This is a genomic window from Metamycoplasma arthritidis, assembly GCF_900660715.1.
GTDB classification, from domain to species: Bacteria; Bacillota_I; Bacilli_A; order Mycoplasmatales; family Metamycoplasmataceae; genus Metamycoplasma; species Metamycoplasma arthritidis.
Genome location: NZ_LR215047.1, coordinates 331876 through 344585 on the forward strand (window position 1 = coordinate 331876; position 12710 = coordinate 344585).

Below are 12710 nucleotides of genomic sequence, written 5' to 3' on the forward strand. Positions count from 1 at the left end.
ATGGATATGAAAGTATACAACTGAGATTTATTAAAGCAAAGCCCCATAATTAAAGAACCCCTAACTATTTGCTTAGGCGGCTTTGAAAGTCTTCATTTAGGCCATTACGAACTTATTAAAAAAGCACGCGAAATAAACGCAACAAACTCTGAGAACAAATTGGCAATCTTACTTTTAAAAAATTCCATTAATAAAGGTCGAATTCAAGAAAAAAAACTTTTTCAACTAAAGACTAGATTATATACAATTAGTGCCCTAAATTTTGACTACGCTTTTTATATTGAAGTTTCTGAAGATCTAATAAATCTTTCAGCAGAAAAATTCATTGAAAAATTAAAAGAAATTAATGTCAAGCAAATTGTGTGCGGCCCAGACTTTTGCTTTGGCCATAATCGTATGGGTAGCATTGCTATGTTAAAAGAAAATTTCGCAGTTAGCGTTGTTGAAGAAAGAAAAATCAATAAACAAAAAATATCTTCATCACTGATAACCGAGCTAATAAGTGATGGCAATATAATAGAAGCCAATAAGCTACTCCTTGAAAAATATGCTTTTATCACTAATATTAATCGCTTCAAATTTACATATCCCCAGAATTTAGTCAAACTAAAAGCAGGCATTTATTGCGTTAATGTTGTTATTAAAGATATTGAATATCATGGCGTTTGCTTAATTAAAAAAAGCAAGCCAGATGATGAGCAAACTTTGATTAATAAACTTTATTTATTTGATCTAAAAATTATTCCTTCTAAATATGAAGAAATCTTCATTGAATTTGAAAAAAGCATTAGATATATAAGTTCACTTGCTAGCAACGATCTCTTTGAAAAAGATCTTCAAGCAGCTCAAAAATTCTTTGAAAACAATAAATAATTTTGCACAATAATATATTGTTAATTTATGTTAAAATTAGTACATTAAAAATTATATCTTGGTTGCAATTACGATTGTTGCTAGGTTATGAAAGGAAAAACTATGGTTTCAAAACAAAAAATTGAAGAACTAGTGAAGAAATTTGGAAGAAATGCTAAAGATACAGGACATCTACCTGTACAAATTGCGATTTTAACTGAAAAAATTGAATCACTTAAAAAACACTTTGAGGCTAATAAAAAAGACTTACACTCAATGCGGGGTTTTATTGCTAAAGTTAACCACCGTAAAGCATTACTTAGTCACTTAAAATCTTCAAACTACGAACTATATTTAGAAACAATTAAAGCTCTAAATATTAGAAAATAGTTTTCAATTATTAAAACCATTCAAAAAGAGGTGTTTTGCCTCTTTTTTATTTTCCTATCTTTTTCCTATTTTCGCTTTTATCATTTTCTTCTAATGTTATATTTCAAGTATGAAAGTCACAAAGTGAAACAAAAAAGGTAAATGAATATTTTGAGGGATAGCTTTTACTATTTCGTCAACGATTTTAATATCTTCATACTTTGTGATTAATAAACTAAAAAGCAGCAAACCAAATGAGAAAGAGTTTATAAACGTAACAATTAACGGTGCCGTTTACTATCCTGGCGAGTATTCATTAAAAAAAGGAAGCATTGTTAATGACTTACTAAAACTAGCAAAATTAAAGGCCAATGCTGATCTAAGTAAGATTAGCAAAACTAATACCTTACTTGATTCACAAAAGTTTTACATTCCTTTTAATAAACAGAAGAAATTTTTTATTAGTGAAATTAACGATGTTGAAATTTTAATAAATCTAGGGATTAACAAAAAATTAGCTTTAAAAATTTTTAATTTGATTAAAGAGAAAGGTAGCAAAATTACTTGAAAAGATTTTGAATCAATAAAGGGCTTGGGACCCAAAACTTTAGAGATTTTAAAAAAATCAATAATATTTGAAACTTAATTTTTGTTGCCTTTCTTTGTGCGCTATGCTTATTTATTGCCATCACTAACCCTAATAATTTACTATTTTGATTTGCATTTATTGTGATTGTTTTCATAAACTTATTTAATCCAAAATTTCACTTATGTTGGACACTAATGGCATTGACAATGATGGCATCTTATTTGCTCTTTTGAGCAATAGTTACTAGTTTGAATAATATTGAGATTGACCAAAGTTTTAAAATCATTAGGCGATATCGAAATAGTTTTATTGTTAACTATAACGGCATAAATATAATTGTAAAAAACAGCAATACACTATATCAAGTAAATGATATTATTCAACTCAAAGGCAAATTAAAAATGATTAGTAACATTTCTAATTTTAATCTTAGTAATAATACTTTTTTAGAATTGATTGACTACGACATTAAACGAATTTTTAATGATTCTTCATGGCTTGAAAATTATTTGGCTTCTCGATATGAACCAGCCAATAAATTTCTGCTATTACTGCTGCTTTCAAGAAGAGTCGATTTAACCGCTAGTTTACTTGAAAGCGCTAAAGAGCTAAATATAGCACATCTATTTGTTATTAGTGGTCTGCATTTTGGACTATTTTATTTAACTTTTTTATGAATATTAAAAAAATGTAAAGTAAATGTTGATATTGCTAACCTTATAAGCGTAGTTATTTTATTTGCTTATTTGTTTTTGTTAGACTTTCAGATTTCTGCTCTAAGAGCTTTTACTTTTATTGTGGCCAAATTAATTAATGATAAATTGTTGGATAAAAAATTTAATAGTTTAGATATTCTAGTTTTTGTAGCACTTTTATTTATGATAGTAAATCCAAACATCATTTATAATTACTCATTTATTTTGTCTTTTACTATTACTTTTGTTATATTGCTAATCGTGCAAGCTACTAATAAATTTAAAAGTGAATGAATAAAAAATGTTTTAGTGTTATTAGGAGCTTATTTATCATCACTTTTAATTTCGCTAACATTCAATCAAAAGATTGTGACTTTGGGATTCATTTATCAAATTTTCTTTAGTCCGATTATAATTTTTAGTTATTTCTTTTCAATGCTATTTTTCTGAACTAGTTATCTACTACCCTTTTATTTTAAAATTTTAAATAGTTTAATCCAAATAATAAAAACTACAAGCGTTGTGCTTGAAGTTCCAAAAAAATTATATTATTTACCGCTAATTTTACATTTACTTTTCTTTATACTGTCAAGCTCTAGAATCTCAAAAGTTTTAACTTTTTCTAAAGCAATATGATTTAAGAAACTAAAAGTTCGTTAAAAGCTTCTTCGTCAAGAATCTTTACATTTAAAGCTCGAGCTTTAGCCAATTTTGAACCAGCGTCTTCGCCAACTAATAAATAAGAGGTTTTAGCTGAAACGGCCGAAGAAATCGAACCCCCATTTTCTTTAATTAGTTTTTCAAAATGCGATCTTGGCTGCGAAAGTGTACCTGTGATTACAAAACTAAGTTGAGCAAAACGTTCAGTTTTTTTAGTGGCAATAAATTCTAGGTCCACATCATTATCAAGCAAGTCCTTGACAAGATTTTTATTTTCTTCTTTGGCTACTCAGTTTTTAAGAGACGAAATGATTTTTTCGCCAATTTCATTATAAGAGATTAACGAGTCAAAATCAAAATCAAGAAAATTACTTAATTTAAGAATTTTTGATGCTAGAAAATAGGCTACTTTTGAACCGATATGTTTAATGGATAGGCCAAAAATTACACGATCCAATGAGTTTTTCTTTGATTCTTCAATTGATTTTAAAATGTTCATAACCGATTTTGTGCCAAATCGTTCTAAGGACATAATCTTGTCTTTTTTTTCTTTTAACTTATAAAAATCAATCACATTTTCAAGTAACCCTTCGTTAATAAAAACATCAATGTTTTTTTCACCTAATGAGTTTAGTTCCATTGCCTTTTTTGAAGCAAAATGAATGATTTTTTTTCTTCTAATTTCCGGACAATTTTCGTTACTACAATACTGTTCTAACAAAGTGTCAGTTTCAATTAGATCGCTATTACAATATGGGCATTTTAAAAATTTATTAAACTCAGTTTCTTCATGTTTTTTATTAACTAAACCAATTACACATGGAATAATTTCACCAGCTTTTTTTATATATACTAAATCCCCTTTGTTGAGCTTTAGATCTTTTATATATTGGTAATTATTTAAAGTGGCAAAGGTAATACAACTACCCGAAAGAATCACCGGTTCAAGTTCAGCATTATATGTAACAAGCCCCGTTCTACCTACAGTAATAAAAATATTTTTTAAAACTGTTGTTGTCGTGTTAGGTTCATACTTAAAAGCAATAGCGGAGTGGGGAAATTTATTAGTAGCACCAAGCGCGTCGTAATGTTGCAGTTCGTTTAATTTGATAACTACACCATCAGTTTCATAATCAAGAGTCTTTTTAAGGTGCTTAAAGTTTTCAATATAGCTATTAATTTCGGATAAATCTTTAGCATAAGTTGCTTCTTTAGTTACCGAAAAGCCTAAGTTTTTTAAAAAATCTCTAGCTTCTAAAATAGTAAAAATGTTGTGATCTTCTGGTGCAACAATATTGTATAAAAAAGCAGAAAGATTACGATTTGCTACAATTTCTTTATCAAGTTGTCTTAAAGTCCCAGCAGCAGCATTACGAGGATTGGCCATCAAAGGTTTATTTTCTTTTTGAAAATTTAAATTAATTTTTTCAAATTCACTCAATGCTAAATAAACTTCGCCTCGAACTTCAAGTGGCTTTTGATAAGCTATTTCCTTGGGAATATTTTTAATTTGCTTAATATTCTCAGTAACATCTTCGCCGACTAAACCATCTCCCCTAGTGACTGCTTGGAATAGTTGTCCATTCCGGTATTTAATTGAAATTGACAAACCATCAATTTTAGGTTCTAGAAAAAAACTAAAAGTGGGTGTAACTTTTTTAATATTATCAATAAACTTTTGAATTTCTTCTTCTGTATAAGCTTTATTTAGTGAAAGCATTGGACTATCATGGGTAACTTTTTTAAATAAGTCAGAACTCTTAGCATTGATTTTCTGTGTCGGTGAATTGGCTAGTTCTTCAAAACTAAAATATGAACTATATTGTTCTTCTAATTTTTTTAGCTTTAAAATTTCACGATCATAGATAGCATCTTCGACCAACGGAGCATCAAGATTATAATAAGCATTATCTCATTCGTTTATTTTAGCTTGGAGTTCAAAGACTTCATTTCTAATTTTCTCTTTTTCGGTCATCTGCAATTTCACCCTTTCTTAATGCTATTAAGTAATTAAACTCTTTGGAAGGTTCTAATTCATCATCATGGCAACTTAATTGCTTCTAGTTGACATAAAATTACCATCAAAACGCAAGCCATAATAAACAAAGTAGCAATCAAATCACGTCAACTAGGCTCTAGTTTCCGGTAGTGACTTCTTTTAGCATAAGGTTCGTATCCTCGCGAAACCATAGCGTCTGATAAATCATTTGCTTTTGAAAATGAAGCTACAAATAATGGAACAATTAACACTACAAACGATTTAGTTCTTTCTTTAAAATTACCGTTTTTAAAATCAATGCCCCGGCTTGACTGCGCTTTCATAATACGATTTGCTTCGTCTAAAAGTGTCGGAATGAAACGAAGGGCAATTGAAATAATCATAGTAATAATTTCGGTATGAATTCTTATTAATTTTAGGGGAAGAAGTAAGTCGTTGATTGCTCTAGTCAATAAAACAGGCTTAGTAGTTACAGTTAGAATAGTAGTTGTTAAAATAACACCATAGATTCTAATAAAAATTGAAATAGTTCTTAGCAAAGTAAATTTGGTTAGTTGAAAAACGGAATTAGGCCCAAATGGCGCTCAATAAATATCATTAACAATTAATTCATTACGATGAAAAACAAAACTATCAACATTAGTATCGCCGGCCAAAGGAACAAAAGGTGTACTATTTTGTCCAACAGCACCTTTTATAGTAAGCATATTAATTACTAATAAAAAGATAGCAATATAAAAAGGCGTTCTAAGTTTAAGTAAACATGATTTTATTGATTTAGTTGAAATAATATAAACAACCATAATAAAAGCAGTTAAGATACCTAAAGTAATGAAGTGATCAGCCACAAAGAAAAGAATAATGAACAAAATATTGGCTAAAAATTTTAGTCTAGGGTCTAACTTATGAATTGGCGTGTTGCTATTAACATATTTACCAATAATTGCTTGATTCATATTGTTATCTCCTTTTTTTCTTGAGTTGTTCGTTCAATTGACTAGCTAAATCATCAATGCTTGTAATTTTGTCAATCTTAAACCCGTGTTCTTTCAGTTTGTTAACAAAGGATAGTAGCTTAGTTGGTATTAAATTATTTTCAATAAGGAATTTTTCATCATTTAAAGCTTCGTATGTATCACCGTCATGAATGATTTTGCCATTTTTTACAAAAATTGTACGATTAGTTCATCTTAGGGCGTTATCAAGATCATGAGTTACTAAAATAATAGTCTTATTTTCTTTTCGATTTAACTCGTAAAACAGCTTAAGCATTTCTTGTACACCATGAGGATCAAGTCCAGCTGTTGGCTCATCTAGAACTAAAAACCTTGGTTCCATTGCCAAAATTCCCGCTAAAGCTACGCGACGTTTTTGACCACCCGAAAGATTAAAAGGGCTCTTATCTAAATACTCTTCGGGCAAATCAACCATCTTTAAATATTTTCTAGCCAATTTCTTAGCTTCTTCTTTTTTAACACCCATTGAAATCGGGCCAAAAATAATGTCCTTCTCGATTGTTGATTCAAACAATTGATACTCGGCAAATTGAAATACAACTCCAACTTGTTTTCTTAGGCCTTTTACATTTTTGATTTTTCTTTTGGTTTTTTTGATATTAATTTCGGTTTTAACAATTTCAAAACGATCGGCACGTTTTAGTTTTTTAATATGATTAATTTTGTCTTTTCAAACATTTAAAAGATCGCGATAGTCAAGCTCGGACATTGCCGGATCTCTTTTGGGTTTCTTTGGTTTTTTTAGCTTTTGTTTTAACGGAACATCAAAAAAATTGATAGTTCCAGAGTTAGGAATTAATAAAGCATTTAAATGTTCAATAAAAGTGGTTTTGCCAGAGCCAGTTGGCCCAATAATTGAAATCATTTCACCTTCATTAAAAGTAGCACTAATGCCATCAAGCACTTTAATATGAGTGGGCAAACCTTTATTAAATTCTTTTGTTATATCTTTTACTTCAATTTGCATAACTGATCAATTAAATCCTTTTCATCATAAGTTGGTTTAACACCGTTTATCATTTGACTTAGTTTATATATAAAAGGCGAGTCAATTTTAGCAATTTCAATAATTTCTTTGTCATTAAGAATTTCAATAGGTTTACCAATTTTTACTAATTTACCACCCGAAAAAACAATTAAAGTATCAGCCAATAAAGCTTCGTCCATGTCATGCGTGATTGAAATTAATGTTTTATCAGTATTTCTATGTAAATCGTGAATGATTTTATAAATATCGCTTCTTCCCCGTGGATCTAACATTGATGTGATTTCATCAAAAATAATGATTTTGGGATCGAGTGCTAGAACTGAGGCAATTGCTACTCGTTGTTTTTGTCCCCCCGAAAGATTTTGGGGTTCATGATCTAAATAATTTTCCATGCCAACTTCTTTAACATAATGTTTAACCTTGGCATTCATTTCTTCGAAAGTAAGTTGCTTGTTTTCTAAACCAAAAGCAATGTCATCTTCAACAGTTGAACCGATAAATTGGTTATCAGGGTTTTGGAAAACAATGCCGATTTTTTTACGAATTTCAGTAATATTATCAGCATTGATTTCTAGTCCGTCAATTAAGATTTTGCCACCTGTAGCTTTGTAAATTGCTGAAAGTAATTTAGAAAAAGTGCTCTTACCTGAGCCATTATGACCTAAAATTGCGACATATTCGCCATCGTTAATTGTTAAATTGATGTTATCTAAGGCTAGTTTCTTAGCTTCGGGATAACGATAGGTTAATTTTCTAACTTCAATCATAATCATTTAATTATAGTTAATTTTATATATTACTATATAAAAACCCGACCGAGATGTCGAGTTTTTAAAAAAATTATTTTTCTTTATTAATTTCGCATTCTTTTAGAATGCCAATGTAAGGAAGCTGACGCATCTTTTCGTGTCAATCAAAGCCAAAACCAACAACAAATTCGTCGCCAATCATAAAGCCAAATTTATCAGGTTCGAACTTAACTTTTCTACCCGAAGGTTTGTTAAGAAGAGTTAGAACTCTTAAACTTTGGGGATTTCTTGAATTTAATAAATTAACAACTTTTTGCATTGTCCGACCACTATCAATGATATCTTCAACAATTAAAACATGGCGGTCTTTAATATCGTTAGCAAGATCTAAAATTACCTTAACACTCCCCGAAGAGTGCGCTTTGCCATCATAGGAACTAACGGTCATAAAGTCCATAATAAAATCAACATTAATATTTTTAATTAGTTGAGCAAGAAACGGCAAACTTCCTTTTAATAGGCCAATGATAATAAGTTCGTCTTGATCAGAATAATTTTCATTAACCCACATACTTAGTTCAAGGATTCTTTTTTCCAAAGTCTTTTGGTCAAAAAGGACTTTTTCAATTCGTTTATCTAACATTCTTAGTCTCATTTTCAATAATTTTGACTGCTTCATGAAAGACTTCAGTTTCAGTTTTATCATTTGTGTCAATAATAAAATATTTTAACTTGAATTTTTCAGCAATCTCTTTAAATATTTTGAGGTAATTGTCGTGTAAATTTTTGAAATAAGCAAAATTGTCATCAAAATTAGCAATTTCTGATTCTCTTCCTCTTTTTAAAATGCGATTTTTAAAAGTTTCAAAGCTAATGTCAAGAAAAATGGCAAAATCCGGCAACTCCTCTTTAGTAATTAAAGTCTCAAATAAAGCATCGTAAGCTTTTAGATATTTAGGCTCTTTTTCGTTTAGAATCAATTTAGCAAAAATATAGTGTTCCACTGAGAAGCGGTCTAAGAAAATATGCGATTTTTGGGGATCTTTATTTTCACTTTGATACTTTTTAAAAACCTCGGCAAACTTAGCTGAATGATTCTCAACAATGTATGACTGAAAACCAATTGTTAAGTTAGGTTGCTTTTCGTACAATCACTTTAAGAATGTATTAAAAACTTCGTCATTTTCTTCAAATTCATGAAGCATAACCGAGTCTTCGTAGTGTTTATATAATTTGTCAGATAGTTGACTTTTTCCGGCAGCGATCATGCCGCTAATTCCAATAACCATGGTAAAATTCTCCTTAATTTATTAAATATTGTTAGAACCATTCTAAAGAAAAAACCACAAAAAATTTGAATTATTTTAGAAATATCCTTATTTAAATTGCTTTAGCTTTTAAACGCTTAAAATAAAAAACTTATTAGTTAATTACTTGTTAATAATTTGTTAATATTTATTAGTGCATTGTCAAATTCAAGTAGACAAAAATAAAAAAAGTTAAATATTTAATCATTTAAATAAAAAAGATTTGAACTTGTCTTTTTTTACTAATTATGAGCGGCAAATTTTGAATAAAAAAGCTTTTTGTCATATTAAACAAAAAGCTTGTTAAGTATTTTCTTTTAACTATTTAATATCAGAGTGAAAGTGTTTTTCAATCTCTTGACTAATGGCTGTTAAGTTAGATTTAATTTGACTAAGGATTTTATCTTTATCATAATAATCATGTACTTTGGCATGTTCCAATGCCGCTTCAACACTTTTATTTAATGAATAAATTAATTCTTTTAAACGAGAAATTTCACTTCAGCTGCTATCATTTGGGCTATCTTTATGTTTTTTTATTTCGCTAAAACCACTTGCAATATCTTTGTAATCATTTTGCATTTGCTTAAGCGAAGCTTCTAATCCCTGAAGAAAAGTTGCTTTAGCGGTTTCGAAATCACGCTTTAATTGAGTTTTTTCATCATTAATAGTTTTTAAAAAATTCTCAACTTTTTTAAGGGTCTCTTCGATTTCAAGACCTTTTTCTACTTTATTTGCATCATAAAAATTAGATAGATCGTCAATTCTAATTTGAAGATTTGTCAAATAAGTTTCGAATGTTTTAATCTTTAGATTTTTATTGAAGTCTCATTTTTGCGCAAAACGTATCTTGTTAATTACTCCCATTTTCTTTTCAACTTCTGGAATAAACTTTCAAGTTTTGTTGTTGAATTCATGAACATTGTCAACAATTTTTTGAACATTACTTTTTAGTTTATTCACTTCGCTAAAACGATATTCCTTACTTTGCGCAATTTCTCATTCTTTAGCTAAATTATCTAAAAATTCGCGGGAACTTTCAAGAGCACTAATTAGTTCCTTAGTGGTGATGTCTCGTCTAGATAGTTGCTTAGCAAATTTTTGAAATTCGTCGTATAGCACTAAATATCTTTTGTCAAAATCTCTTTTAAAATCATTAACTTTACTATTAGCTTTAACAATGCGTGCTTTAATTTCAATAATTTTATATTTTAGTTTTTCATAAACGACTTTTAGTCTATCTTCGTTTTCGATCGAATGCGATAACTTAATAAATTCTTGAGCAGCCGCAAGTTTTTTATTAATTTCCTCAAAAAACTCTTCTCACTTATTCATCGGAGCATTTTCAAGATTATCAATTTCTTTTTCGAATTCTGATAGTTGATAGCTATAACTTTCAGCCATATTGTAGTTATTATTTATCATATTTTCATAGCGAGTTTGTTTGTTTTTGTTATAAACAAAAACACTAATAGTTCCAAGACCTGCAGCTAAGACAGTTGCCGAGGTTAACGAAATCATCAAAATTCGTTTTTTTCTTGTGATTACCATTAAGTTATTAACTCGCTTTCTTCAAAGAAATTTTTAAAAACTAAAAATATGTATAAGGATATGAAAATTAAGAGAAATTTTAATTAGTTTTCCTATTTTTAGGGCTAAAAAGCGTAAATTTAGACCTAATAAGTCAAATAAAATGTCATATCAAGTTTATTGTCTAAAACTAGGTTCTATTTGAATAAAATGGGCTTTTATCCCGTTTTTAACCGTTATCAAACTTAGCAAAAACTATATTTTATTTAAACATCAAAATTCGTTGTAATTCTGAAACATCTAATTTAATTTCGTTAAAATGATGCATTTCCATGTAGCTTTTTTGTCAATGAAAAACCAAAATTATTTTAGGCATGTTCACAAACAAAAACACTACATTATATAAACAAAATGACCATTTTAATTTTAAAAAAGAATCAAAGCAAAATATTTAGAATCAATTTATCACTTTTGTTAAAAAATATCGCTTTCTTTAATAGCAACTGTTGCTATTTTTTTAATTAATATACTAGCAAATTCATTGGAAAATATTTTAATAATGGCCTAAAGTCCATTTTGGACCACACTAAAGTTTTTTCTTTATGCGCGGGCGCGCGTCCTTTAAAGGCAAGATAAGCAATTGCCCCTGATCACATAATATGGTAAAGAATTTGCTTTGTACATTTTATTATAATAAAATGTATTTTTAGAGCCACTTGGACCTAAATCGGACCTAGCATGCAATTTTGCCCCTAAATTGTCCCCAAATTGGAAATGAACAAAAATTAATATATATCTATATATTAAAAATAAAGACATTTGTCCTTTCCCCGGACCTAATGTGTGAAAGCCCGTTATTTTACGAAGAAGTTGTTTAACTTTTTAAAAATTTTTTATAGTCTTATTTTTTATTCTAATAATCATTAGTCATTGATATACGTTGTGGCATTATTTTGAAATGCAATATTTTCATTTTTTGTGACAACTAAAATTTTTTAAAAGGCAAAAAAGTTACTAGGGTTCACTAGTAACTTTTTCTTATTGCACGTGTTTGCGTTTAGCATTATTAATCTAGATGTTAATAAACTCTTTTAAAGATAGAAATTCATGATCCAAATTCGGATTTTGCAAAATTAAGGCTTTAATTAAATTAAACATCAATGCCACTACTGTTAGGGGTCCAACTCCACCGGGAACTGGTGTGATGTAACTGGCTTTTTTAAAACAAGAAGCAAAGTCTAAATCACCATGGATTGTCTTACCTTGACGATGAATGCCGACGTCAATTAAAACAGTACCATTAGCTAATTGGTCGGCCGTTACTGATTGATACACCCCAGTAGCAACTATGACAATTTTTGCTTCATGTAAGTCATCTTTAGGCGTGTCTTTAACATATGTTTTAATTGTATTATTTTTAAAATTGCTTAAATATTTAGCCAATGGTTTTCCGACAATATTGGACTGACCCACTAAAGCAATCACGGTGGAACGGAAATTAATGTTGTAATGTTTTAATAGCAAAATGATGCCTTTAGGCGTAGCAGAAAGGAAGTTATCTTTGCAATTATAATTTGAAGCTAGATTGTATGAGCTAAGCCCATCGATGTCTTTTTCTATAGGAATGTTGTCAAGAATTTCTTGAAGATTCTCAATTCGATTAGAAACTAGTGGTAGTTGAACAATAATGCCAGTTACTTCAGCGGCGGCGTTTCTTAAAGTGCCAATTATTTCATCTTGTGTACTATTTTCTGGCATTTTTACCAATTTGGTTAAAAACCCTAAAGATTCAGCTACTTTTAATTTATGAGCGACATAGATATTAGAATCTTCTTTATTGCCAACTTGTAAAATCCCAAGAATTGGCTTAGGGCCTCGATACGCCGAAAATGCCATTGCAATCTTAGCTTGCAATGCCTCAGAAAGTCGTTTGCCATCAAGAATAACTGGCATAGA

At 29.3% G+C, this 12710-nt stretch carries 12 protein-coding genes; 4 read left to right on the forward strand and 8 right to left on the reverse strand.

The window, feature by feature from the left end; all coding sequences use genetic code 4:
* From EXC42_RS01430 to EXC42_RS01445, 4 genes are all read left to right on the forward strand, one after another.
* Complete coding sequence (locus tag EXC42_RS01430; RefSeq protein ID WP_012498195.1) at positions 1-873, forward strand: FAD synthase; 873 nt, start codon at positions 1-3, stop codon at positions 871-873.
* Between the two features lie 102 nt (positions 874-975).
* A complete protein-coding gene (gene rpsO, locus EXC42_RS01435; protein ID WP_012498196.1) occupies positions 976-1242 on the forward strand; it encodes a 30S ribosomal protein S15 in 267 nt (88 codons plus the stop codon).
* 109 nt (positions 1243-1351) lie between these two features.
* Positions 1352-1867: an MAG0490 family ComEA-like DNA-binding protein gene (locus tag EXC42_RS01440; protein ID WP_012498197.1), complete on the forward strand. Its 516-nt coding sequence runs from the start codon at positions 1352-1354 to the stop codon at positions 1865-1867.
* The gene (locus tag EXC42_RS01445) at positions 1786-3165 is read left to right on the forward strand and encodes an MAG0480 family ComEC-like protein (RefSeq protein WP_012498198.1); all 1380 of its coding nucleotides are present in this window, start codon (positions 1786-1788) and stop codon (positions 3163-3165) included. The genes EXC42_RS01440 and EXC42_RS01445 overlap by 82 nt, the downstream gene beginning before the upstream one ends.
* Here EXC42_RS01445 and ligA read toward each other — a convergent pair.
* The 8 genes from ligA to EXC42_RS01485 all read right to left on the reverse strand — a co-directional run bounded on the left by ligA (position 3143) and on the right by EXC42_RS01485 (position 12707).
* On the reverse strand, positions 3143-5140 hold the full coding sequence (gene ligA / locus EXC42_RS01450; RefSeq protein ID WP_012498199.1) for an NAD-dependent DNA ligase LigA: 1998 nt from the start codon (positions 5138-5140) through the stop codon (positions 3143-3145). The two genes, EXC42_RS01445 and ligA, sit on opposite strands and share 23 nt — an antisense overlap.
* Before the next feature lie 35 nt (positions 5141-5175).
* A complete protein-coding gene (locus EXC42_RS01455) occupies positions 5176-6120 on the reverse strand; it encodes an energy-coupling factor transporter transmembrane component T family protein (RefSeq protein WP_012498200.1) in 945 nt (314 codons plus the stop codon).
* 4 nt (positions 6121-6124) lie between these two features.
* Positions 6125-7147 carry an ATP-binding cassette domain-containing protein gene (locus tag EXC42_RS01460; RefSeq protein WP_012498201.1) on the reverse strand — a complete coding sequence of 341 codons (1023 nt, stop codon included), beginning with the start codon at positions 7145-7147 and terminating at the stop codon, positions 6125-6127.
* Entirely contained in the window at positions 7132-7935 is an 804-nt protein-coding gene (locus EXC42_RS01465; RefSeq protein WP_012498202.1) for an energy-coupling factor transporter ATPase, read from the reverse strand. The genes EXC42_RS01460 and EXC42_RS01465 overlap by 16 nt, the downstream gene beginning before the upstream one ends.
* Before the next feature lie 73 nt (positions 7936-8008).
* The gene (gene hpt / locus EXC42_RS01470) at positions 8009-8572 is read right to left on the reverse strand and encodes a hypoxanthine phosphoribosyltransferase (RefSeq protein ID WP_041914091.1); all 564 of its coding nucleotides are present in this window, start codon (positions 8570-8572) and stop codon (positions 8009-8011) included.
* Complete coding sequence (locus EXC42_RS01475) at positions 8550-9206, reverse strand: deoxynucleoside kinase (protein WP_012498204.1); 657 nt, start codon at positions 9204-9206, stop codon at positions 8550-8552. The genes hpt and EXC42_RS01475 overlap by 23 nt, the downstream gene beginning before the upstream one ends.
* A gap of 339 nt (positions 9207-9545) precedes the next feature.
* Positions 9546-10775 carry a hypothetical protein gene (locus tag EXC42_RS06035; protein WP_012498205.1) on the reverse strand — a complete coding sequence of 410 codons (1230 nt, stop codon included), beginning with the start codon at positions 10773-10775 and terminating at the stop codon, positions 9546-9548.
* A 1050-nt stretch (positions 10776-11825) separates the two neighbouring features.
* On the reverse strand, positions 11826-12707 hold the full coding sequence (locus tag EXC42_RS01485) for a bifunctional 5,10-methylenetetrahydrofolate dehydrogenase/5,10-methenyltetrahydrofolate cyclohydrolase (protein ID WP_012498207.1): 882 nt from the start codon (positions 12705-12707) through the stop codon (positions 11826-11828).
* Positions 12708-12710: the final 3 nt, after the last annotated feature.